This window comes from Congzhengia minquanensis (assembly GCF_014384785.1).
Classification (GTDB): domain Bacteria; phylum Bacillota; class Clostridia; order UBA1381; family UBA9506; genus Congzhengia; species Congzhengia minquanensis.
Window position 1 is genome coordinate 462195 of the sequence record NZ_JACRSU010000001.1, and the last position, 24911, is coordinate 487105.

A 24911-nucleotide genomic window follows, 5' to 3' on the forward strand; every position below is an offset into this window, starting at 1 on the left:
CGGAATATCCGCACTTTTTTTATTTCAAACAATACAATTTCACGTCTTTTAACTTTGCCTTTCCCTCTTTTGACCGGAATACCACCGAAACCTGCTCCGCGCTGACAGCGGGAATCCTTACAATCCGCTTATGCCCAATGGTTTTGCCGCAATATACCTGAATTCCGCCATGCCAGCCCTTGTGCGGCTTCACAAAAATCTCAAACTCTGAAACCGGATCGCCTGTTTTTAAGTCCTCCTCAATCACAACATGGTCTACGAGGGTCAATTCATCCAGCAGAACCGTTGCTTCATTTTCCTCCACAGTGAACCCCTGGGCAACCGGGCTTTGAAACCTGCGCTTCACTTCTCTGCCAAAGGCTAAAAGCGCCTGCTTATCTTTTTCCGGCAGCAGTCCGCGCCTGTCCGGCCCAATGTTCAGCAAAAGATTTGCGCCGTTTCCCACCGAATAGTAATAAAGCCCCATAAGCTCCTCTACAGATTTTACGGTATCCTCATCGCTGTCGCTGTAGAACCAGTTGTCTTTCCGCATGGTAACGTCGCACTCCGGCGGCAAAAACATGTCCTGCCCCAGCTCGTCGTCCGGCTCATTCTTTTCCGAAAACGGCACACGGTTCACCACATATTCCACATTCACCGGGGCCAACCCAGCCTCGTTTCCCACCCAGCGGGTATCCGGATCCCACATGTTAAACAGCATAATTTCCGGCTGAAGCCGTCTGATTTCTGCCACAATCCGCTTGGTGTCGTAGCTGTGTCCCTCTGAGCCGCAGCCGTCGAACCACAGATAGTCAATTTTGCCATATCCCGTCAGCAGCTCGCTGATTTGATTGATGAAATAGTCGTCATATGCGCTGTCGTCAATTTCAGAATAGCCCATCTGCGCCGGCGAATAGTAAAGCCCCACCTTAAGACCGAATTTTCTGCACGCATCGGTAAATTCTTTTACCACGTCGCCCCTGCCGTTTCGGAAAGGCGTGTTGTGAATGGCATAGTCTGTGTACTTTGAAGGCCAGTTAGCAAATCCGTCGTGGTGCTTGCAAACCAAAATTGCGTATTTTGCTCCCGCATCCCGAGATGTTTGAATCCAGTCCTCACAGTTTAACTCTGTAGGGTTAAAGCCCTCTAAGGGCATTTCTAAACCGTCCCAGTCCTTGTGGCCTTCGTAAAATGTCCGAATTCCGAAGTGGAAAAACACACCGAATTCCCAGTCTAAAAACTCTAATTGTCTGTCTGTCGGTAAAATTTGCATATTTTTAACCTCACTCATCTTTATTTTTAAGGTTATCTTAACACGTTTTCGTGCAAAAATCAATGAAAATATACTGGATTTTTGTAATAGAATTTGATATAATTACAATATTAACAGACAAGAGGAGTATTGTAATGAAATATGTTATTTTTTTAGGCGACGGCATGGCGGACTATCCCATAGAGACATTAGGGGGAAAAACACCGCTTGGCAAAGCCAATAAACCGAATATGGACGCACTCTGCGCCAGCGGCGAAACAGGGCTTGTAAAAACCGTGGACGACGCCCTGCCCCCCGGCAGCGACGTCGCAAACCTAAGCGTAATGGGCTACGACCCCACACTGTATTACACGGGCCGCTCTCCCTTAGAGGCGCTGAGCATCGGCGTATCGTTAAAAGACAGCGACATAACGTTCCGCGCAAACCTGGTTACTTTAACCGACGAGAATGTGTATGAGAACAAAACCATGGCGGACTATTCCTCCGGTGAAATCACCACTGCCGAGGCCCAAGAGTTGATTGCGTACATAAAGGAGCACATAAAACTCCCAAACATATCCTTTTACGGCGGTACCAGCTACCGCCACTTAATGGTTTGGGACGGAGGCTCGAAAAACGTGACGCTAACGCCCCCTCACGACATTTCAGACCGGAAAATCACTGACTATCTGCCCAAGGGCGACGGCGCGGAAGCGATTTTAGACATTATGAAACAAAGCTATGCCCTGTTAAAAGACCACCCCGTAAATAAAAACCGGATTGCACGAGGCTTAAACCCTGCCAATTCCCTATGGATTTGGGGCGAGGGCACCAAACCCCGTCTTTCCCTTTTTGCCGACAAATTTGGCCTGTCCGGCACCATGATTTCGGCTGTGGATTTGCTGAAAGGCATTGGAACAGGTGCAGGAATGGACGTTTTGGAGGTGCAGGGTGCCACCGGAACCATTGACACCAATTTTGACGGCAAGGCCCAAGCCGCAATAAACGCATTAAAGCGCGGCGCAGACTTTGTTTATATTCATATGGAGGCCCCTGACGAGTGCGGCCACCACGGGGATTTAGAGGGCAAAATTAAGTCCATTGAACTGATTGACGAAAAGGTGGTTGGCCCTGTGACAGACTTTTTAAAATCCACCGGCGAGGCGTTTAAAATTTTAATTACGCCCGACCACCCCACGCCAATTCGCCTGAAAACCCATGTGCACGACGCGGTTCCCTTTGTAATTTACGACAGCAGAACCAGCCATGCAGGCGGCTCGGGGCTTTCTTACTGCGAGGAAAACGCAGAAAAAACGGGGCTTTTTATTTCTCCGGGTCATAAACTCATAGAACGGTTTTTAGGTGAATAAAATTGGCAATAGAAGTGTTTAACCGGTTTGAAAACAAATATTTGATTGATGCCGACACATTTTATGAACTCACCGGTGCGCTGCACTCCCGAATGGTGCCGGACGTCCATAATCCCGTATGTCCGGACAAAAAGGACGGAAAGCATGAATATGCTTACTACACCATCAGCAACATATATTACGACACAGAGGACGATTACCTGATCCGCCAATCCCTTTCCCATCCGCTGTATAAAGAAAAGCTGCGGCTCAGAAGCTACGGCGTGCCGGGTTTAGACGATATTGTGTTTTTGGAGCTTAAGAAAAAATTTCAGGGAATTGTAAACAAACGGCGGACGAAAATACCCTTATGCACTGCATATACTTTTTTAAACGGCGAACACTATGGCACCTTACCAGAGCCGCAGCCTTGTATGAACCTGCAGGTTTTAAAAGAAATCGGCGTGTTTTTAAAACGGTATGCGCTTGTTCCAAAGGTATATATCGCCTATGACCGGCTGGCTTTTTTTGATAAAAATAGCGGGGATTTACGGATTTCCTTTGATAAAAACATTCGAACCAGAAGGCACGGCCTGCAATTGGAAAAAGGAGATTTTGGCGATTCGTTGATTCTGGAAAACCAGCGTTTAATGGAAATTAAATCGGCGGGCGCAATGCCACTTTGGCTCTCTGCCCTGCTCTCGGAGCTTGGTGTTTTTAAAAAGAGCTTTTCGAAATATGGAACGGAATATACAAACTATTTGCAGGCAGGGCGGGAGCCTGCCGCTCCGATTTCCGAAATTCTGGCGGCAGCTGGGCTTTCGTCATTTCCCCCTGCAACGGGCACCATAAACGAAGGGATGTAACTTTTTGTGAACGACTTTTTAAATTTAATTACACAGGGCGCAGGCAGTTCCATTCAAGGAATATCGTCTGCCATTGTCACCATGCTGTTTGCAATTGTATTCGGCCTTGTCATTGGAATTACCTACATGGCTACCAGCAAACGGCAGTATGCGCAAAATTTTGTGGTAACGGTGGTGATGCTTCCGTCTATTTTGTCCATGATTATCTTTTTAGTGGGCAGCAACCTGGCAATGGCCTTCAGCCTGGCGGGAACGCTGTCGATTATTCGCTTCCGAAGTGCGCCGGGCGATCCGAAAGACATTGGCTATATTTTTGCAGCCATTGCGGCAGGGCTTGCCAGCGGCGTCGGACTTTATGTTTACGGCATTTTGTTTGTTGCCGTGTTTAGCCTGCTTATGGTTTTGCTGTTCTTTTCAAAATTTGCTAAGCCAAAATCGAACAGAAAGATTTTAAAAATAACCGTTCCAGAGAATTTGGACTTTAACACTGCATTTGACGAGCTGCTGGAAAAATTTACTGCTCGTCACGAAATGGTGCGGGTGAAAACCACAAACCTGGGTTCTCTTTTTGAACTCAGCTATGACATAACGCTTTTAAAAAACTGCAATGAAAAAGCGTTTCTTGACGAACTCAGATGTCTGAACGGAAACCTTACTATTTCGCTGTCCGCGCCAATTTCAGAACAGCAATATTAAATTAAATAAAAAAGTTATGGGAAAATTCCCATAACTTTTTATTTTACCCGCATGCCGGATTCTGCTAACACCCCGCCGCCGGGCGCAAGAATATAGGTTCTAATTTGCCTGCACACTTGGTTTCGTTTCATGGTTAAGGTTTTTACAAGTTCTTCTGCTTTTACGCTGAAAGGTACCAAATCAACAGCTATGAGCCTGCCTTCTGCATCATACTGCGCAATCAGCGCTTTATACTCTTTGTTTTTCTTTTCTGTGTTCGAAAATTCCAGCACAATATTGTTGTTTTCAAAATAGCTGTGCAGTGCATTTTCGTCCGGCTCCGTTTCATCAAGCAAGGTTTTATAATGTTCATCAATCCATTTGGCTCGGTTTACGAGCAGCGGCTTATACCAGTCAATGCTCAAGTCGTGAATTCCCCATCGCAGGCTGTTCATTTTAGCAGACTCAGCCAGATACGCTTTATATTCGTCAATTTTTTCATTGGCCTTTGCAAATACTTCTTTTAAATTGCTGTTTTCATAGTAATAAATCAAGTATTTCACAAAATCCCTGCGTTTGGAAAGCTGCTGATAAAAGGTTGGAAACGTTGTGCCCGCAATGTCAATGGTGTTTAAATACCATCCTTCGGGGTAGTTCCCCTCCAAAATACGGTCGTTGTCCCAAATTGGCCCGGCGTAGATGAAGGGATCTATGCTGTCCCGGTCTTTATAAAAGAATGTGCTTCCCCGGCCGCAGTCTCCGTTTTTCAAAAATTCCTGGTGCCAGAAATATTTCGCAAAGCTTTCCGGGTCAATGTAGTCTAAATAGCTTCTGCCGTTGGGCATTTTTCCGTCGGTGAACACGCTGTCTAAAATATTTGTCATGCGCTCTTGAATGTAGGCATATCCATTGTCTTCCGACACTTTGTCTGCAACCTTTTCCGGGCTTTTCACGGTTATCCAGATGTTGTTGTGGCGAATTTGCAGCGGTTCGTCCCAGCTGTTGTCAATTTCTAAAAGATAACCGCCGGTTAAATCCGTATCGGGGGTCAACCCCTCTTTTTTAATCTCATCATCTATGTCTGTGATGTTCACACGTTGCTTTCCAACCTCAACCTTTTCGGTGAGCAAATAATTCCCCAAATATTGTCCGTTCATAAACAGATCGACGAATGCAGAGTCTGCCGTAAATTCCAGGCCTATTTCCTTTGCCAAATCCAGCCCCAGCTTATTTTTTATCAGGTCGTTGTTGTTTTTCAGCAAAATCCAGGTTTTTGCCGCACCCATGCCCAGCAAATCCTCTTTTTCCTCCAGCTTAAACTGGTAGGGCTTCTTTTCACTTAAATCAGACGTCCAGGTGTAGTTTCCCCGCCCCCTAATTTCCAGCGAGCCGGGCGTGTCCTCCTTTTTATCTTTGCTCACAATATTTTGAAAGCCTTTTTCTTTTGCGTCCTGCTCCGTCACAGTAAGGATTAAATCTCCGTAACACTTAGCAGAATGGTCGGCAGACGAATTCATGTCCTCAATTCGGCCAAAATTTTCGTCAATAGTAATTTGCAGTGTTGGTAAGGAAGACTTTAGAGCCTTAATTTTAAACTGCTTCATCTTCACGTCCACTAAGGGTTCCAAATCGCCTGATAAATCCACATTTTCATATGTATTTAAAACAGTTCCGCCAATGTCCCGCACCTGGTAGCACACGCTGGAAAGGTCTGTGTTGCAGGGCAGAAAAAAATAAACATATTCGCTGCCGTAGCTTGGATAGAGATCGCACGCAAGCCCGTTTTGCGCCGCAGGAATGACAATGTCCCACGCAAAGCCGGACTTTTGCCGGCGGTGGTAGAAATATTCATTGTTTTCATTTGCAACATAACGTTCAACACCGCTTGCCGCGGCCGTCCCGTCAATGATCATGGAGGGGTTTGTTTCGCTTTCCAAAGCGTTATAAAGCCTGCCGGAAAGCCGAAATGTGCCGCCGGACATGCGAAGCCCCAAGCTTTTTGATATATTGCAAAATCCCCGCACCTCCAAAGAGCCGCCCGTCATGGAAGCTGCGGCGCCGCTTGCCTGAATTGAAAGGTTTTCCAAAACCAGCGCTCCGTCTGTAAGAACAAAGCCATTGTTTTTTAAAAGCAGCTGTTTTCCATTCCCCGTTATTTTAACTCCGCGGCTCACCGGAATCGGGCCGCTTAACACAATGTCCTCTGCCAGCGTAATTTCACGCACCTGCTCATCATTTAAGGCGTTCAAAAACGCTTCCCCGTTAGTAACAAAGACCGTTGCCTCAACGCTTTCATCGGCCAGAATTTCCCCTCTGCCTACCTCAGTGCCAATTTCGTTGTAAAAATGTGCATCGGGGTTTTGCGTTGTTTCATCTAATGTAATGCGGCCATCTGCATTGGTGTAATAAACCGTTTCTCCTCCGTTTAAACGGCAAATAATCTTTTTCACGGGCTTATGATAGCTGTCTGCCAAAATGGGATAGCCCTCCTCCCCCTGGGACCACACATTTCTACCGGGAACGGTTTCCTCCTGGGTGTTCAGCATCCATGCCAGCGCGCCCGAATCAAACAGCGGTGCCTGCCCCGTTTGGTAGTTATAATCCGAGCGGGCGTAAACAAATGCGGTTTGCTCTTTGTTGGTATCGTTTAAAACCGCGCCGTCATAGCAGTCTAATTTAAACGCACAGGTCAAGGAGCCCTCTTTATACCCCACAACGCCGCCAACGGTGTCGCGCCCGGTCACGTTCCCCACGGAGGCTATATCCCGCGCCGAAGACGCGGTCATTTTGGCGATTGCCCCTGCCGCAAAGTTGCCTGCGCCGCTCACAGCGCCGAAAATGTCTGCAAAGTTCATACATGTTTCTATCGCCGCGTTTTCCGCCAACGCCGCAATTCCCCCGGCAAAGTGGGAATCAGCTGAAATACGGCCAAAATTCCGGCACACGCTTAAACTTCCTCCATTTAAATGTGCCGCAATGCCGCCCACATAAGACGCGCCCGTGCTCTCTGCATAATTGGTGCAATTAACAACCGTGTTTTCCGCTAAAGCCAAAATTCCGGCCACATAATCCGAGCCGGAAACCGGCCCGTGGTTTTCACTGTCTGAAAGCGGAACCTTGCAGTCTGCAGCAATGCCCGCCGTATGCGTACCATACCCTTTCACAGAACCATAGTTTTTTGCGCCGGAAAGTTTTCCGTCTCCGCCTGCAAAAGCTGCAATGCCTGCGGTGTAATTTGTCAGGCCGGAAACCCCGCCGAAATTCAAAACCTTTAAAACGCTGAACGCACCCTCGTTAAATGCCGAAATGCCGGCCGTATAGTTTCCGCCGGAAACGGCGGCCGCATTGGTGCAGTCTTCAATTATTCCTGTGTTTTCGCCGGCAATGCCGCCGGTGTGCTCCGAAAACAGATTCCCGCTGTTTCCGCTGACCTTGCCGTAATTTGAGCAGGACAAAACAGAGCCAGAATTTTTTGCGCAAATACCGCCGCCTGCCGCCTGCCCCAGAATATACACATCGCCTAAATTCTCACAGTTTACAATAGTTCCCCTGTTTTCTGCGCAAATGCCGCCGGTATTCTGCGTTCCCATAACCGTTACAAAATTCCTTACATTATCAAGCCGACCGCTGTTTACACCTGCGATTCCCGCGGCTCGGCTGCAGGAAACATTGCCCTCTACATCCAGGTTTTTCACCGTGCCGGCCGTGCCGATACAGGCAAACAGCCCTGCGGTTTTCTCTGCGCCGGACACAGTGTATCCGCTGATTTTGTGTCCGTTTCCGTCAAAGGTACCGCTGAAGGGTGTCTCTTCCGTTCCCACCGTGCAGTTTTCAAGGCTGCTGATGTCAATGTCTGCCTGCAAAACCGCATTTAAACCGCTGTTTTTGCTGTTAACTTCTTTCAAAAAGGCCGAAAACTCCTCAGTGTTTGAAATAGACATGGTTTCTGCCCCAAAGGCAGCAGGACAAACCGTTATCAACAGTGCCGACATAACCAGCGCCGATATTATTTTTTTCATGAAACCAACTCCGCACATCATTTGTTATTTTTTATTTTAACATGAATGTGCAAAAAAAACAATGGTTTTTAAGCGGGGATGGTTAGCACCTGCCCGGGATAAATTAGGTTTGGGTTACGAATTCCGTTTAAGTTTGCAATGGCAGAAACCGTGGTGTTAAACCTTCGCGAAATAGCCCATAGCGTGTCGCCCCGGCGAACGGTGTAGCGCACGGTTGTGTCTGCCGCGCCGCCTGCTCCCGGCGTAATTTTCAGCACCTGTCCCGGATAAATTAAGTTGGGATTTTGAATTCCGTTTAAATCTGCAATGGCGGAAACCGTGGTGTTAAACTGCCGCGCAATTGCCCAAAGCGTATCGCCCCGCTTAACCGTTACGGTTTGCACCGGCGCAACGCCCTCCTCCGTCTGCCCGGGAATAATTTTCAGAACCTCGCCAACATAGATGAGGTTGGGGTTCACAATTTTGTTAATTCCCACAATTTCCGAAATCGTGGTGCCATACCTCCGCGCAATTGCCCAAAGCGTGTCGCCCCGGCGAACGGTGTAAGAAATCTCTGCCCCGTTTTCGTGGGGCGTTCCGTCAGGAACATTTGGTACAGTTTCATCCTCCAGCAGCAGGTCTGTAAAAATATCCCGGTCCACATTTCCGTTAATGCCGTCTACACGGCCGACATCGGTAAATTGAAACCCGGCCCAAACGTTCCATTTACCATTGGGTTCCGGGTTTTCCACATAATAGTCCGCCACCCAGAGAGGATATTTCGTAAGGCGTTCGTCAAACACGCTGCGTGCATTCGAGGCGTCGCTGTAAATGCATACCTGCCGGCCGGAACGTTCCTGCACGGTTTGTAAAAAAACTTCCGAAATTTCGTTTATCTGAGCAACAGTTAAGCTACCGAAGCTTTCAAAGTCCATGGCAAGCCTACACTCCGGCGTAGTGCTGCCAATAATGTTTACAAAAAACTCCGCCTGCTGCCGCGCCTGGTCTGTGTTTCTTGCTGTCACATAGTGATAAAACCCAACCTTTATGCCGTTTTCCTTTGCACCGGCATAGTTTTCGGCAAACCGCGGGTCGCGGTATGCGCTGCCCGCGCTCGAACGGATATATGCTATTTCAATTCCGGCATCTTTTACCCTCTGCCAGTCGATCTCCCCCTGCCATTCGCTGACGTCAATCCCCTCATACCGGACGGTGCCTCCGGCGGAAAACCCCAGCACAGGAACGCACATCACCACAGATAGCAAAACTGCGGAAATCGCCGCAGTGAATTTATGAAACATAAAAAAACCTCCCACTTTGCCTATGGCAAACAAATTCTATTACCATAGTATGCAAATTGGAAGGGTTTGGTTAAAAGATTAACTTTTCAATGGCTTTTGCCACACCTGCGTCTTCTGCGCTGGCGGTGAGAAAGGTAGCAAGCTCTTTCATGGCGGCGTCGCCGTTTTCCATTACCACCGCAATTCCGGCAGCCTTTAACATATCTTCGTCGTTCACGCTGTCGCCAATGGCGACGCACTGCTCGTGGGGAATGTTTAAAAATTCTGCCGCAAACTGCATTGCCGTCGCCTTGGTGCACCCCTTTTGCGCCATTTCAAAATAGGAACCCTGGTCGTAGAGCACCAGCTCGTTTAATACGGGCGCCAGCAATTCCTTTTCCACTGGCTCGCAGGTAAATTTCGAAATTTTTGCTTCGGGATATTTCGTTTTAAAATCCTCCGGTGACGAAATTTGTATGCCAAACGGCACATCATACCAGGTTTTCGTAAAGTAGATGTGGTCTTCCCCTTCAAACAGCGCCACGTGCTCCGGCATTGGCAAAAACAGCTCAGAGAGCTTCATAGCAAGCTCTGTGGAAAAGGTTCTGGACAAAACCTGCTCGCCATGGATTCTCACATCTGCACCCAGGCCGCAGACAAATCCATCGAAATCTGCACAAGCCTTCACGTGCTCGGGCACATAAGCAAACGAACGGCCCGTGTTGATAAAAACATAATGGCCTTGTTTTTGCGCTTCACGAATCATGCGGGAGTTTTCCTCCGGAACTTTGCCGCCTGTGGAAAGCGTTCCGTCTATATCTAAAAAGATCGCGTATTTATCCATACTATCTCCTGCTTAAAAATTGTATTCCCTATTACATTTTCCCAAACGAGAAAAAATATCCCCCAGGTTCAATGGGGGATATTTGTTTTTGTTTTATTTAAAATCCCATTCCGCCGGGCATTCCGCCGCCCATCTGGGGTGCGGCAGCCGGTTCAGGAGCAGGTTTGTCTGCAACCAGGCTCTCTGTGGTGAGCACCATTGCAGCCACGCTTGCAGCATTTTGAAGTGCGGAGCGCGTAACCTTTGTGGGGTCTACGATACCGGTCTTCATCATGTCAACATACTCTTCTGTCAATGCGTTAAAGCCGATTGCATCAGCAGACTCTCTCACCTTTTCAACGATAACAGAGCCTTCCAAACCTGCGTTCTTCGCAATCTGCTTCACAGGCTCGTCAAGCGCTTTTAACACAATCTGCACACCTGTCTTTTCGTCGCCGGAAAGAGTGTCTAACAGCTTTGCAACTGCCTTTGTAGCATTGATATATGTTGTTCCGCCGCCGGGTACGATGCCCTCTTCCACTGCAGCTTTTGTAGCAGCCAGTGCGTCTTCTATGCGAAGCTTCATTTCTTTCATTTCTGTTTCGGTTGCAGCGCCAACCTTAATTACCGCTACGCCGCCAGCCAGTTTTGCAAGGCGTTCCTGAAGTTTTTCTTTGTCGAAATCAGAGGTGGTTTCTTCAATCTGAGCTTTAATCTGAGAAACACGGGCTTTAATTTCTTCCGCATCGCCTGCGCCGTCAACAATAATGGTGTTCTCTTTTTGAACTTTTACCTGGCGGGCACGGCCTAGCTGTGAAAGCTGTGTCTCTTTTAAGTCTAAGCCCAGTTCTTCGGTAATCACTTCACCGCCTGTTAAAATGGCAATGTCTTTCAGCATTTCTTTTCTTCTGTCGCCAAAGCCCGGAGCTTTCACTGCAACGCAGGTAAACGTGCCGCGAAGCTTGTTCACCAACAGGGTTGCTAAGGCTTCGCCCTCAATGTCCTCGGCAATGATAACCAGCTTTTTGCCCTGGTTCACAATCTGCTCTAAAATTGGCAGAATATCCTGAATATTGGAAATCTTTTTATCGGTAATTAAGATATAAGCGTCGTCTAAAACAGCTTCCATCTTGTCGGTGTCCGTTACCATGTAAGGCGAGATGTAGCCGCGGTCGAACTGCATGCCCTCTACAACCTCAGAATATGTTTCAGCGGTTTTCGACTCCTCAACGGTGATAACGCCGTCGTGCGTAACCTTTTCCATTGCGTCTGCAATCAGTTCGCCAACTTTTTCGTCAGCAGCAGAAATAGCCGCAACGCGGGCAATATCCTCTTTGCCGTTTACTTTTGCGCTAGCCGACAGAATATAGTCTGTAGCCGCGTCAACAGCTTTTTGAATACCTTTTCTCACAATCATGGGATTTGCGCCTGCCGCAATGTTTTTCAAGCCCTCATGCACCAGAGCCTGCGCCAAAAGGGTTGCGGTTGTGGTGCCGTCGCCTGCAACGTCGTTTGTCTTTGTTGCAACTTCTTTCACAAGCTGTGCGCCCATGTTTTCAAAGGGGCACTCTAAATCAATTTCCTTTGCAATGGTCACACCGTCGTTGGTAATGAGCGGCGCGCCGAATTTTTTGTCTAACACAACGTTTCTGCCCTTGGGGCCTAATGTAACCTTAACGGTATCTGCAAGCTGGTTTACGCCTTTTTCCAAAGCTTTTCTTGCTTCTTCACCAAATAAAATGTCCTTTGCCATAATTTTTCCTTACCTCCCGTTAGTTTAATTTTGCAAGGACGTCGCCCTGCTTCAAAATTGTGTACTCTGTGCCGTCTAATTTAATTTCCGTTCCGGCATATTTGCTTGTGATAACCTTGTCTCCAACGGAAAGCTCCATCACAACTTCTTTTCCGTCCACCATGCCGCCGGGGCCAACTGCAACTACTTCCGCAATCTGCGGTTTTTCCTTTGCAGAGCCGGGAAGCACAATTCCGCTCTTTGTTGTTTCTTCTGTTTCCACCATTTTGATGACGATTCTGTCACCCAAAGGTTTAATGTTCATAACGTTTTACCTCCTGTTTATGTCAATTTATTTTTTAACTCTTGTGTTGTTAGCACTCTATGCCAACGAGTGCTAACATAGTTATATATTACTCAAAAAGATTGATTTTGGCAAACTTTATCAAACGCGATTTATACAAATTATGCTTCTATTTCTTCTTTTTACTTTCATTTTTGCATGTTTTCTTTATTTTTCTTTAATATTGTAAATTTATTTGATTTCTGATATACTAATTTTAATGAGTATGAAGGAGCGTGTATCGGTTGAAAATAACAGTGATCGGCGGCGGCCCGGCAGGAATGATGGCAGCCGCGGCGGCAGCAGGCGAAGGTGCCATTGTTACGCTGCTTGAGCACAACAGCTATCTTGGCAAAAAACTGGGCATTACAGGCAAAGGGCGCTGCAACATTACCAACGCCGCAGATATTTCGGAGTTTATTCATAATATCCCAATTAATGGCAAGTTTATGCACAGCGCGTTTTTTGCATTTAATAATCAGGACATATTAAACCTTTTGGCACGCTTTGGAGTGGAAACCAAAACAGAGCGCGGCGGGCGGGTGTTTCCAACAACCGACAAGGCAAAAACAGTGGTCGATGCTTTAAAACACTATGTGCGCAGCATGGGCGTGCGCGTCGTTTTTGACGGGGCGGCAGACTTATTAAAGGAAGATACGGGCTTTTGCGTCAGGCGAAAGAATGGAAGCGCAATACACTGCGACAAAGTGATTGTTGCAACCGGCGGCGCGTCTTACCCGCAGACAGGCTCGGACGGTTCTGGATATCGCTTTGCAAAAGCGCTGGGCCACACGGTGGTTGCTCCCAGTCCCTCGCTGGTGCCCTTAACCACCCGGGGAAATTTGGCTGCAAAGCTTATGGGGCTTTCGCTGAAAAACGTATCCATTAAAATAACCGATGAAAACAATAAAACGGTTTACAGCGATTTCGGCGAAATGCTGTTCGCGCACTATGGCGTGTCCGGCCCTATGATTTTAAGCGCCAGCGCGCATTTGCGCGAATTTGACAAAAAGCGCTATACCCTAACGGTCGACTTAAAGCCCGCCTTAGACAGTGCCGCTTTGGATAAGCGGATTTTGCGGGATTTTGAAGCGGAGCAAAACAAGGATTTTATCAATTCGTTAGACGCGCTTCTGCCGCAAAAAATGATTCCGGTAATTGTGGAGCTTTCAAAAATTCCGCCCCGCAAAAAGGTGCGGGACATTACCAGGCAAGAGCGGCTTGCCCTCGGCTTCGCCATGAAAAACGTAACGCTCGAAATCACCGGCACCCGGCCCATCGCTGAGGCAATTGTCACCTCAGGCGGGGTGAGCGTGAAAGAAATTAATCCGAAAACAATGGAGTCGAAACTCGTTCCCGGCCTGTTTTTTGCCGGCGAGGTGATTGACGTGGACGCATACACTGGCGGCTTCAACCTGCAAATTGCCTATTCCACCGGGCATTTGGCCGGACAAAGCGCCGGAAAGGAATGGTAAACTATATGGAATTAAATGAAAATGCAAACAAAATAGAGCGGGCGGTTTTGGCAGGCGTTCACACAGGCAGCGCAGACACCCTTTCAGACACCACAGAGGAAACGCTTGCCGAGCTTGCCCGGCTGGCCGACACGGCCGAGGCCGAGGTTGTGGGCACCATGATTCAAAACAAATCTGCCATTGAAAAAGCGACCTACATCGGCGAGGGAAAAATGGAAGAACTGAAAAACGCCTGTGCGTCGCTTTCCGCAAACCTTGTTATCTTTGACGACGAGCTGTCTCCCATGCAAATCAGGAATTTGGAAAACGCGCTGAACATCCGCGTGATTGACAGAAGCATGCTGATTTTAGATATTTTTGCCCGCCACGCAGAATCCCGGGAGGGTAAAATTCAAGTGGAGCTGGCCCAGCTGCAATATTTGCTGCCACGCTTAACCGGCATGGGCTCAAAACTTTCCCGTTTAGGCGCCGGCATTGGCACCCGGGGCCCGGGCGAAACAAAATTGGAAACCGACCGCCGCCATATCCGCCGTAGAATTTCCCATTTAAAAGAAGAGCTGGTGCAGGTGAAAAAGCACCGGGAGCTGATTCGTTCCCGCAGAAAAAAGGAAAACCGCTATGTGCTGGCCCTGGTGGGTTACACCAACGCAGGCAAGTCCACGCTGTTAAACCGCTTAACCGGCGCCGAGGTGTTGGCGCAGGACAAGCTGTTTGCCACCTTAGACCCCACAGCCCGGGGGCTGACCCTTTCCGACAAGCGAGAAGTGACGCTGGTTGACACGGTGGGCTTTATCAGAAAGCTTCCCCACCACCTGATTGAGGCCTTTAAATCTACCTTGGAGGAGGCGGTTTTTGCCGACGCGCTGCTCATTGTGGCAGATGGCGCCGACGACGAGGTGAGCGCCCATTTAGAGGTGGTGTTCCGGCTGTTAGGCGACATTGGCGCGGTGGAGAAACCTAAACTGATTGTGTTTAACAAAACGGACGAAATTTGCGAACAAAAAAACCTGGCGCTGTTTACCAAGGGCGTTCCGCATGTGGAAATCAGCGCAAAAAGCGGCCAAAACCTCGGCACGCTTTTAGAATCCATTGAAAACTTGGTACCGGGCAGAAAAAAACAGGTAGCGCTGTTAATCCCCTTTGCCGAGGGGCAGGTTTTGTCGGAACTGCATGGCAATCACACGGTTCTAAGCGAAGATTACACCGAAAACGGCACCCGCGTAACCTGTCTTTTAGATGCGCCGGCATATGCCAAATTTAGAAATTATGTGTTAGAGGAAGCATGACAATGGAAAAGAAAATGACATATCGAACGGTTTTCGAACCTGCCCGGGACGAAATGATTGAAAAAAAGTCCCGCTTTATTGGTTCGGTTCGCCCCGTAACCACCGAACAGGAGGCCGTTGACTTTATTAATAGCTGCCGCGCAGAATTTCGGGACGCAACCCACAACGTTTATGCTTACATTGTGCAGGAAAACAATATCAGCCGCTATTCCGACGACGGAGAGCCCAGCGGCACGGCCGGCGTTCCTGTTTTAGAGGTTTTGAACAAAGAGGGGCTGACCGACGTGGCAGTTGTTGTAACACGCTATTTTGGCGGAACGCTTTTGGGAGCAGGCGGCCTGGTTCGCGCCTATGGAAAAACTGCAAAGCTGGGGGTTGATAAGGCAAAAATTACCGAAAAAATTTATTGCCACCGGCTTAGCATTCAAACTCCTTACGACCTTTTGGGAAAAGTGCGTTACCTCATTGAAACGGGCGATTACATTTTAGGTGAAATTGAATACACCGACTCGGTGACCGTAACGGCCTTCGTAAAATATGATTTGTTAAACCGCTTTCTGCAGGAGATGAAAGAGGCCACCAACGCCGCGGTTACTCCTGAAATTACAGGCGAGATGTATATTGACAACGTAATTTAAAAAGAGGCAGACGTTTTGTCTGCCTCTTTTAACGTTTGAGTCTTCCCGTCAGCCTGCCGATGGCAACAGACGAGGGCAACAAAATCAGCGTTGTCCAAACCACCACGAGAATGCTTACCCGGGGCAGATAGACAATCCACTGAATGGACCGTGCCGGCATGTAAAAAATGCCGGACAAAAGCCATATTCCCAAGCTGTATCTGCCAAGCAGTGAAATATAGCGGTTTAAGAGCGTCGGCCCCTTATCCCTTTCTTTTCTTTTGCGAAACTCCAGCACCTTTGCAAAAGAAAACACCAAAATTGGCGTATAGAGCGCGTCCAAGCTGGGAAGCACCCAAAACCAGTCCCGCACGGTTTTGAAAAACAGAACGACAATAGCAAGAAGGGCAAAATAGAACGGACGGTTAAAGTTGGTTTTTGAAACTTTAAAATTAATTTGTTCAAATACCGCATACCGCTCGGTGATGCACCCCAGCAGAAAAACCGGCGTGTAAACCACAACGCTCATCTCCAAATTATAAAAATAAAGCCCGGTGCAGGATTTAAAAACAAAAAATGCGCCGCCGGCAAAAAAGCTAAAGGCCAAAATTGCACCAACGTCTTTCAGCAATCCCCGGCCAATGAGCCTGGTAACAAGCGGCAGCAGAAGCAAAATTACCGAATAAAACGCCAAATACCACCCGAATGATACGTTTACATGCGCTACGTTGTTTGTCCACACCGTGCCTGTGCCAAAGGCAATTAGGTTTAAAAGCAGGCTTTTTCCGTCCGGCATGGGCTCTTTTAACAAAAGACCCAGCAGAAAAAAAATCAGCGCAACTGCCCAGTAAATGACGAAAATGTTCAGCACCTTGGCAAGCCTTGCACGCAGGCTTTCATATTTCTCCCGTTTCACCGAAAGGCCAAACCCAGCAAAAAACGTAAAAAGGCTTAAACAGATTTTAAATGTGCGTGCGCAGATGATTTGCTCCAACTGAAACAGCCAGGGAATCGCACTGTCAATGGGCATATTCTCCGGCAAAACCCATTCGGGAAAGCCAATGGCGTGGTTCGCTACAATCATAAGCAGCGCCACGCCTTTTAAATATATTGTTTTGTCTTTGTCAAGCAATCGTTGCATGTGTGTCATCCAATCATGGTTTTGTAAAAATCATGGTTATAAATTTTTTATAATATTCTTGAAAGTTTCTGTCTTCCACGTTCTGTTTCGCATTACGCTCCATTTTTATGCACACCTCGCTGTTAGCCGATAAAACGTCCATACAGCAGGCAAGGTTGTCAACAAGCTTTTCGTCCCGCTTTAAAATAAACGCACAGTTTTCGTTTGCAGTTTCCGCAACACCGCCGGCGTCGGTAGTAATCAGCGGAAGTCCCGTTGCCAGACTTTCTAAAACAGTAAGCGAGGCGGGTTCCTCCCAAATGGAGGGCAAAACTGCAACATCTGCCGCCGCATAAAATTTCGGCATTTGCTCAAAAGGCACATAGCCGGTAAAAATTATGCGGTCTGACACATCTTTCAGCGTGGCTTGCACCTGCTCAAGATAGGGGTCTGAAATGTTTTGTGAAAACCACCCGCTGCCCACAATTAACAGATATGTGTTTTTGTTCTTCACCTTAACAAAAGCCCTGGCGAGCTCTAAAACGCCCTTTTCAGGGATAACGCGGCCAGCAAAAACAAACAGCTTTCCCTCAGGCCCAACATTGTGCTTTTGCCGGAATTCGTTTCGGAACGGTTCATATTTTTCCCTGCCGAATGCGCTTAAATCGGTGCAGTTCAGCAAAACGGAAACCGCGCTGTCTGCGGCGGTTTTCACAGTCATCACCCGTTCTTTAATGTAGCGGCTCACGGTAATGACCTGAACGCCGCGTTTTAAAATGCGCTTTGCATAAATATCATTGCTGTTGATAATGTCGTTGTGAATGTGAGAAAAAATTTGCACGCCTTTTAAGGCTTTCGCGACGCGGTATGTAAAATAGGCGTCGTTTTCCACCACCACCGCGTCGTAAGACCCCTGTTTAACGACAGAGAGAACCCTGTGGATATACTCTCTGTCCTCGCCGATTTCAATGCCAAAAAGTTTTTTAAACACGCGGAATACAAAATGCTCTGCCCTTTTTAATGTTTGACTGACTGAAACCATTTTAAACTGCGTGTTCTGATATTCTTTTGCGACCGTAGCTGCCGCTTCGTCGTAAATTCCAAAAACGTGAAAGACCACGCCCGCGCTCTTTTCGTTTTCTTTTAAAATGCCGTCAACCAGCGTTTCCACTGCCCCGCCTTTCACCGGCGGCATGGGCAAAAGCGCCGGCATTATAATTGCCGCTTTTTTCATGCCTGCGCCCTCCATCTCAGTTTAAAAATCAGCTGAACGGCCCAAACAGGCATGCACAAGAGCACCCTGTTTATGAGCAAATCTTTTTTTAAACGTTTCACATGTTTTATTTTTTGGTAAGACTCCCTTGCTTCCTCCCGCTTGCCTAAAAGCAGCAAATGCCTACACCGGCGCATTTCAAACCATGTCATCAGGCTTTTTAAATGCTCTTTTTTGTCTTCCGGCACGGCTTTGTCCTGATAAATTATTTCGGCATGGTCAAAAAAACACCAGTTAACGTCGAAGGCGCTTTCCTTTGTGGCCACGCTTTCCTGGTGGTTATAAACTGCCGTTGTGGCCGCAGTTAAAACAAATGGGAAATAGGCCGCCACTCGCAAGGTTAGGTCTAAATCCTCGCCGATTTTGCAGCCCTCCTGAAACACGCCCACCCTGTCAATTGCCTTTTTTGCAATGCAGGAGGTGCTCATCTGAAACAGCTTCACCCGCTTATCTTCATCATATGCCTTATAAAAGTTTTCGAAATATTCCGTCTCCGGTTTCCCTTCAAAATAGGCCGGCTTATTTCGCATCGTGCCGTTTTGAAACAGGACAGACGCCCATGTGCCGTAAAACCCGGCATCAGGATAGGCCAAAATCAGCTCGTTTAAAACCGCCAAGTGGTTGGGCTGCCAGGTGTCGTCCGCGTCTAAAAACGCAATATAATCGCCCCGGCTTGCCGCAATTCCCACGTTTCTGGCCCGGGATACGCCACCGTTTTCCTGATGGATCACTTTAATCTTTTCGTTGCTTTCAAATGGGGCAAGAGCTTTGTCCAGCTCATCTTCGGAGCCGTCGTCAACGATAATCAGCTCCCAGTCGGGACAGGTTTGCCCCAAAACGCTTTTTACCGCGTTTTGAATTAAGTCCGCCCTGTTGTAAACCGGCGTGATTACTGAAAACATGAAACAACCTCCATTTTTAACGAATTCCAAGCATTGGTTTTACGATTTTTGCTACCGCCAATTTTTCCGATATCCGGTCAATGAAAAATACTGCAGCCACCATAAAAAGAAATACTGCGGCAGGCGCCGCCAACGTCAGCGGCCATAAGTCCAGCCTGTTTTTTAAATTCAGCACAATGGAGGCCACCGGCGAGTGCAGCAGGTAAACCGCAAAGGAATATTCCCCGGCCAGGATCCAAAAGTCCCTTTTTGCTCCGCCGTTTGTTTCACAGCAAAATGCCGCCGCCAGCAAAAAAACAACTGCGAACACCGGCAGAGAATATGGCTTCCAATAGGCTAAATAGTCTCCCCAAATCAAAACTGCGGCGAAAATGAGCACAGCGGCCCCAAGAAGCACAAACCGTTTTTTATAAAGCTGCTTGCCAATGCTCTCTAAGTCCCGTTTTTGGGCAATGAACATTCCCGCCGCAAAATAAACCATCCAGTTCACGGGATTTAAAAAGGGATTGATAAACTGCGCCAGCGTGTCATAAAAACAGGCCGTTGCCAAGTTCATAACAACAGAAATTGCCGCCGTTACTGCAATAAAAACCGTGTTCCGCTTTTGTGTAAAATAAATTAGATATAAAATACATAGTGAAGTGAGATAGTAAAACGGCGTATCTACGCCGATTACGAATTTGACCCATGCTAAAACGCCATTGCCGCCGTGCCGAAGCGACACATAGGCATAAATGACGCTGGCCCACAAAAGCCACGGCAAAAGAATTGTTTTTGCTTTGTTTTTCCAAAATGCAAGAAAGGGCCGGTCAGTGGATTTTACAAAAAGATAGCCTGAAATCAGCAAGAAAACGGGCACCCCCAAGCAGCCGATAGACTTTACAAAATTTGCACAAAGGGTGTTCGCCGCATCGGCCGTGTCCGGTAAATCTGCCATGTGTGCGCAGATAACACTAAAGATTGCAAGCCCTTTCAGCTTAAATATCATGGTGCTTTTTCCGCTCATTTTCAGACCCCCTTCGATTTGTGAAATCCCGCAGCGAGGCCTTTGCAACGCGCCCAAAGGCTTTGAAATTCCCTGGTGCGGCCAAATAGCAGCAAAACCGCCGCAGCAGCGAAGGCAAAGGAAACCAGTCCGCTCAGAATCAGAGCGACGAACCCGTCACCGGGGATTTGGTCGCAAACCAGCCGCGACAGCACTGCGGTTATCAGTGTAACGGCGAAGTAAACGCCATATTTTATAAAATAGGGTAACGATGAACTGCGAAACGCATATTTAAAAATAACATAGGGTTCCCACCACAAACAGGTTGCCGCAATGGAAACTGTGGTGCCCAGCAGCACGCCGTAAACGCCCATTTGAAACACCATTAAAAACAAAAACGACACCGCCAGATTGATGAAAACCTCTAAAACGGCCTTCAGCCTTAAATGGTTAAACAGACCGGAGGAATCAATAACCAAAATGTTGGTCTGACGCATGCCCGTCATGTAAAAATTCATCAAAACCACAAACGTAATCCACGGGGACATAACGCCTGCCTCGCCCACCCACAAATGGATAAACCGCTCCGCCGCGCTACCCAAAACCACACAAATTGTGAAATATACCGCAAAATTGATGAACATCATTTCTTTGTAAACGCCGTATTTATATTGGTCGTCGTCCTGCACCATTAAATTTCCCACACTGCCGATTACCGACTGGAACACCTGGGAAAGCACCCGGGAGATAGTGGAAATAATCATGGAATAGTTAGAGTAAATCCCCATTACAACAAGTCCAACGCTGTTTATCATTAAATTATCCGTCCCCGTCACCAATGCGGCGCTTAGGCGCTGGAACATAAGCGAAACCACACTTTTGCGCATGAGCGTACCGTCTTCCTTCGGAAGGCGCTCGTTTCTATATTGACGCAAAAACGGATACATTTTGCTGGTTTTTCGGTAGATAAACACGTTCGACAAAAAAACACAGCAAATTTGGATTACCAAAAACAAAAGGTAGTTGCGGCTGACAATCAGCACAACCGCCTGCAGGATATATTTTATCAATAAGAAAATATTTTCGTTGGTGCTGTTGATATAGTGAAGTTGATATGCGCTGACCAATGTACGCCGGTAAGAAAAGAAATAGCTTAAAACCGTGTTGGTTAAAAACAGCAGATAAATTGCCGTTACGTTGGGAATTACGTCTGCCGCGCCATTGGTAATGACGTTTAAGAACGGAACCAAAAGAAGCCCCAAAACAGCTGTTATAATGGCGATGACGTGATATACCCTGCGGTAAAATGCCATGAGCGTGCCGATTTTTGCCTCGTCGCCGCGCTCAATGGGGCCATAGAGCGCAAACGCCACAGAGGTTCCAATGCCAAGCTCTGCCATGGAGAGGAGCATAAGCACGCTTTCCATTACGCTGTTCAGCCCCAAATAGTCAAACCCCAGCTGTTTGATAAACACTGTTCGCAGCACAAAACCCGCCACCACGTTTAAAAGCTGCCATAGGAGCATAACCGCGCTGTTCCGCACCGAATTAACAAACCGCATGATAAATATAAGCCTCCCGCAAATGCGCAATAACCGCTAAATTAAAAAAAAGAACAAAAACCGCCAGTCCACAAAGTAGTCCACGCTTAAGCCGAACACCAAAAACACCGCCACAAAGGAAATTTGAATCATTTTAATATCACTGTTTTCCGCACGCTTATCCACGGTGAAAAAGCGGAATATGCGATAGACAAACGTAGACGCCAAAGATAAAAATATGGTAATTGCGCCGACAATGCCAAAATTTAAAAGGCTTTGCAAATACATTTGGTGGCAGGCCAAATCCTTGTGGAACAAGGATTCATCTGTCATCAGCGTGGTGATGACGTTCCCGCCGAACAATTTTCCAAGCATGGGCTGCCGGTTAAAGTGGGAAACTACCGTCTGCCACAAATCATACCGGCCTGTTGTGAGCATATCCCATCTGCCCAGGGCCAAATACATCATCTTTTCGTTCACACGGGTCACAATGCTGCCAATGGCCGCAATGTTCCTCACGGCGGGCACGTTCCACGCGGCAATGGCAAATCCTATCAGGCAGAAAAACAGCAGCACTAAAAACGGAATGGAACGGCTTCTGTATTTCATAATTACCACCAGCACCAGTGCCACCAGGCAGGTGAGCAGCCCGGACAGGCTTCCCGTTTGAAACAGAACCACAAAAAAGTATGCTCCGAACGCCGCCCGCATCCACCATTTCAGCCCTTTCAGCAGCATAACCGTCAGCAGGCAGACCGAATAGTAAAATCCGGCGTAGTTTGCATCGTAAAGCGCACCGTAAACACGGGTAATCTCTGTGGTTACGCCAACACCCACGTCGATATTCACTGAAGCTTCGGCCGTCCAGCCGAAGATACCCGAGGCCACGCCGCCCAGAAGAAACACAAACAGATACAGGCGCATTAAATCGTCGTCCGCCAATATTTTTGCCAGAATAAAATACAGCACCACCAAATCCATGAGGCTCTGAATTCCGGCACGCATGTCAAGCCGCCCAATGCCAAAAATACAAAACAGTGAGAACACAATCATGGGCGGCAGCGCTGCGACTCTTAATTTAACGTTTTTAATGTCTAATATAACTTTAAAAATCACCAGATAGGAATAGACTCTGTAGACTGTGGAACCGCCAAGCAGCATAAACTCGCGGAAATACATAAACAGCGCGGCATACACATAAAACGTGTTGCTTCGGATGCTTAAAACCACACAGGTCAATAAAATGAATGATAAAATCAGATTATACTGCGGCAGGGGGCCGCAGAGGGCGCAGGTTGCAAAGCCGATGAGCAGCAGGATATGGTCAAACGACAAAAACCGCCTTAAAATAGACGGCTCGTTATTTTTTTGTCCCAGCATGGGTGATAGCTTCAATGCGCCCGCTTCTGCCATTCTGCTCTCCGCCTCCTATTTTTGCAGTTCTTCCAAACACTCATTAAAAATTTTTATTTCATTTTCGTTTCCAAAATTGGTATTCCAAACCTTTTGTTTTAACCCTTTCACATCTTCCGTGTGCTGAACAAGATAGTTTAATCCCGCATAAATGCCCTCGTCTGAGTTGTCAAAAATATATCCGTCTTCTCCGTTTGTTATCTGCTCTTGCGCCGAGGCGTAGCGCGTCACCGCGGGAACCACCCCCGCCATTTGCGCCTCTGTCACTGCCATGGGCTTTCCCTCAAACCGGGAGGGCAGGAAAAACACGTCGCACGCCGCCACATAGGGCATTGGGTTTTCTCGAAGGCCAATGGCAAAAACCGTATCGCTTAACCCAAATTCTAAAATCATTTGGTTTAAAGCTGCGCTGTCCGGCCCGTCGCCAACAATCAGCCACGTTACGCCGGAAAGCAGGCCCTCATTCTTTAATGCACAAAGCGCCTTCATGCCCCGGTCTAATCCCTTGTGGGGAAAATCAATCCTGCAAACGGTAACAAGGCTCAGTCTGTTTCCCTCCGGGCAAAAAGGCAGCGATACCTGCTTTTGTGCCGCCGTCCTGACGTATTTTTGCGACATCAGGTTCGGCATGTAAATGCATTTGTCTTTCATTTCCGGATGGTTTTGCACGAAGTTTGCCAGGCACTGCCTGCTCACAACCATGATTTTATCAAACTTCTCCAGGTTTTTTCTGTCTACCTTATAGTCTAAGCCGCTGGCGTCAAAATCCAGGTGCAGCCACAACAGCTTCTTTTTTGCTTTTACATAGCTTGCGGTATAATTAAAGGGCCAGCTCAACTCGTAAGAGATTGCAACGTCATATTCTTCGCCTAATCTGCGGCTGTAACGGCAGCCCTGCTTAGATATGATTTGAATGCCCTTCTTCTCACGCCCCAATATGCGTTTATAAAACTCCGCCCGCACCTTTGCCGCCACATAAGACGGGGAGAAAACCTTGCCCAGCACGTTTTTAAGCGAAAATTTGTTGTGCACCTTTGCCTGGGGCAAAACGTGAACCTGTTTTGGAATTCTATCGTCTGCCTGGCCGTCATATTCGTAAAACAAAAGGTCCACATCATATTTTTCATAATCAAGCTCCTGCAAAAAGTTCAGCAGGGAGGTCGTTGCGCCGCCGGTATGATAGTGCAGGAACGTAATTAAAATTTTCGTTTTATTTTCCCTCATGCCGCCCTCCGAAAAAGTTTATGAAAGCGTAATGGCATGTTTGAAAAGCCATTCTTTCGTTATCATGGGCTTGTCAGTGTCCAAAAGCGCGCCGTCTTGCCCAAAGGTCGGGTGCGTCATCAGTTCTAAGTCGCCGTCTACCGTTCTTGTTTTTACATACGCCTCAAAGTCGGCCACATCGCCGAAATATTTGGTTGTGTAAACCTTTTTTCCTCCCGCTGCCAGCTTTAAAATTTGTTTATTGTAGAAGAATTTATACGGTCGAAACAACAACGAGATGTTCTCCGGCGGAATGTTCCGGCTGATTCTTACCGATGTAAACCGGTATTCGGAAAGCAGCGGGTTCACCACCCTTGCAACACTGAAATAGGTATGGGTATAGTTGTGGGAATCCGCGTGCATTAGGGAAAATCCCATTTCTATATATTTTAAAATCTGGGCGCGGGTTTCCGCTTCAATGGCCCGACTGATGTCACTGTTTAAGAAAAACCGTGCGGCAATGGGCACATGGAACCTACCCAGCAGAAAACCGTTCTCGTCACACAGCTCCGACTGCCTGCATTCATCTGACATGGCAGGCCCCTCAGTTAAATTTATGTGCAGGCCCACACGGTGAAAGAATCCGTTTTTTTCTGCCAGTGCTGCCGCATTTTCAGCCTCCGGCATGTTCATCATGAGGGTGGTTCTGTTAATCACACCGCGGCGAAAACATTCTGCCACCGCTTGGTTGACAGTTTTTGAATATCCAAAATCGTCTGCATTAATAATTGTTTTCATT

20 protein-coding genes are annotated in these 24911 nt (G+C 47.5%); 6 read left to right on the top strand and 14 right to left on the bottom strand.

Annotated elements, in window-relative coordinates; translation table 11 throughout:
* Positions 1 to 19: 19 nt before the first annotated feature.
* Positions 20 to 1252, bottom strand: coding sequence for an alpha-L-fucosidase (locus tag H8698_RS02195; protein WP_249310987.1), 1233 nt, complete (start codon positions 1250 to 1252; stop codon positions 20 to 22).
* Between the two features lie 134 nt (positions 1253 to 1386).
* Between H8698_RS02195 and H8698_RS02200 the strand changes: the two genes are divergently transcribed.
* Genes H8698_RS02200 through H8698_RS02210 form a run of 3 tightly spaced genes read left to right on the top strand, consistent with a single transcriptional unit; the run spans position 1387 to position 4142 of the window.
* Positions 1387 to 2601 (top strand): cofactor-independent phosphoglycerate mutase, encoded by a 1215-nt coding sequence (locus H8698_RS02200; protein WP_249310988.1) that lies wholly within the window; start codon positions 1387 to 1389, stop codon positions 2599 to 2601.
* Positions 2602 to 2603: 2 nt separating this feature from the next.
* A complete protein-coding gene (locus H8698_RS02205; RefSeq protein ID WP_249310989.1) occupies positions 2604 to 3446 on the top strand; it encodes a polyphosphate polymerase domain-containing protein in 843 nt (280 codons plus the stop codon).
* Between the two features lie 6 nt (positions 3447 to 3452).
* Positions 3453 to 4142, top strand: coding sequence for a DUF4956 domain-containing protein (locus H8698_RS02210; protein ID WP_249310990.1), 690 nt, complete (start codon positions 3453 to 3455; stop codon positions 4140 to 4142).
* 38 nt (positions 4143 to 4180) lie between these two features.
* Here H8698_RS02210 and H8698_RS02215 read toward each other — a convergent pair whose 3' ends face one another.
* The 5 genes from H8698_RS02215 to H8698_RS02235 form a co-directional block, all read right to left on the bottom strand.
* Positions 4181 to 8140 (bottom strand): CotH kinase family protein, encoded by a 3960-nt coding sequence (locus H8698_RS02215; protein ID WP_249310991.1) that lies wholly within the window; start codon positions 8138 to 8140, stop codon positions 4181 to 4183.
* Between the two features lie 68 nt (positions 8141 to 8208).
* The gene (locus H8698_RS02220) at positions 8209 to 9420 is read right to left on the bottom strand and encodes a LysM peptidoglycan-binding domain-containing protein (protein ID WP_249310992.1); all 1212 of its coding nucleotides are present in this window, start codon (positions 9418 to 9420) and stop codon (positions 8209 to 8211) included.
* Between the two features lie 70 nt (positions 9421 to 9490).
* A complete protein-coding gene (locus H8698_RS02225; RefSeq protein WP_249310993.1) occupies positions 9491 to 10243 on the bottom strand; it encodes an HAD family hydrolase in 753 nt (250 codons plus the stop codon).
* 97 nt (positions 10244 to 10340) lie between these two features.
* Positions 10341 to 11975: a chaperonin GroEL gene (groL, locus tag H8698_RS02230; protein WP_177677525.1), complete on the bottom strand. Its 1635-nt coding sequence runs from the start codon at positions 11973 to 11975 to the stop codon at positions 10341 to 10343.
* Between the two features lie 19 nt (positions 11976 to 11994).
* Positions 11995 to 12279 carry a co-chaperone GroES gene (locus tag H8698_RS02235; RefSeq protein ID WP_177677524.1) on the bottom strand — a complete coding sequence of 95 codons (285 nt, stop codon included), beginning with the start codon at positions 12277 to 12279 and terminating at the stop codon, positions 11995 to 11997.
* A 263-nt stretch (positions 12280 to 12542) separates the two neighbouring features.
* Here H8698_RS02235 and H8698_RS02240 point away from each other — a divergent pair, with 263 nt between their 5' ends.
* Genes H8698_RS02240 through H8698_RS02250 form a run of 3 tightly spaced genes read left to right on the top strand, consistent with a single transcriptional unit; the run spans position 12543 to position 15696 of the window.
* Complete coding sequence (locus H8698_RS02240) at positions 12543 to 13772, top strand: BaiN/RdsA family NAD(P)/FAD-dependent oxidoreductase (RefSeq protein WP_283245357.1); 1230 nt, start codon at positions 12543 to 12545, stop codon at positions 13770 to 13772.
* A gap of 5 nt (positions 13773 to 13777) precedes the next feature.
* Positions 13778 to 15058, top strand: a complete 1281-nt coding sequence (gene hflX / locus H8698_RS02245) for a GTPase HflX (protein ID WP_249310994.1) — start codon at positions 13778 to 13780, stop codon at positions 15056 to 15058.
* Positions 15059 to 15060: 2 nt separating this feature from the next.
* Positions 15061 to 15696, top strand: a complete 636-nt coding sequence (locus H8698_RS02250; protein ID WP_249310995.1) for a YigZ family protein — start codon at positions 15061 to 15063, stop codon at positions 15694 to 15696.
* A 28-nt stretch (positions 15697 to 15724) separates the two neighbouring features.
* Here H8698_RS02250 and H8698_RS02255 read toward each other — a convergent pair whose 3' ends face one another.
* From H8698_RS02255 to H8698_RS02290, 8 genes are read right to left on the bottom strand one after another with little or no spacing between them, the layout of a single operon-like run.
* On the bottom strand, positions 15725 to 16816 hold the full coding sequence (locus tag H8698_RS02255) for an acyltransferase family protein (protein ID WP_249310996.1): 1092 nt from the start codon (positions 16814 to 16816) through the stop codon (positions 15725 to 15727).
* Between the two features lie 13 nt (positions 16817 to 16829).
* Positions 16830 to 18029 carry a glycosyltransferase family 4 protein gene (locus H8698_RS02260; protein ID WP_249310997.1) on the bottom strand — a complete coding sequence of 400 codons (1200 nt, stop codon included), beginning with the start codon at positions 18027 to 18029 and terminating at the stop codon, positions 16830 to 16832.
* Entirely contained in the window at positions 18026 to 18970 is a 945-nt protein-coding gene (locus tag H8698_RS02265) for a glycosyltransferase family 2 protein (protein WP_249310998.1), read from the bottom strand. The genes H8698_RS02260 and H8698_RS02265 overlap by 4 nt, the downstream gene beginning before the upstream one ends.
* Positions 18971 to 18986: 16 nt before the next feature.
* Entirely contained in the window at positions 18987 to 19976 is a 990-nt protein-coding gene (locus H8698_RS02270; protein ID WP_249310999.1) for an acyltransferase family protein, read from the bottom strand.
* Between the two features lie 2 nt (positions 19977 to 19978).
* Positions 19979 to 21517: a lipopolysaccharide biosynthesis protein gene (locus H8698_RS02275; protein ID WP_249311000.1), complete on the bottom strand. Its 1539-nt coding sequence runs from the start codon at positions 21515 to 21517 to the stop codon at positions 19979 to 19981.
* 36 nt (positions 21518 to 21553) lie between these two features.
* Positions 21554 to 22909: an O-antigen ligase family protein gene (locus H8698_RS02280; protein WP_177680308.1), complete on the bottom strand. Its 1356-nt coding sequence runs from the start codon at positions 22907 to 22909 to the stop codon at positions 21554 to 21556.
* Between the two features lie 15 nt (positions 22910 to 22924).
* Complete coding sequence (locus tag H8698_RS02285; protein WP_249311001.1) at positions 22925 to 24133, bottom strand: glycosyltransferase; 1209 nt, start codon at positions 24131 to 24133, stop codon at positions 22925 to 22927.
* A gap of 18 nt (positions 24134 to 24151) precedes the next feature.
* Positions 24152 to 24910, bottom strand: a complete 759-nt coding sequence (locus H8698_RS02290; RefSeq protein ID WP_249311002.1) for a carbohydrate deacetylase — start codon at positions 24908 to 24910, stop codon at positions 24152 to 24154.
* Between the last annotated feature and the right edge of the window lies 1 nt (position 24911).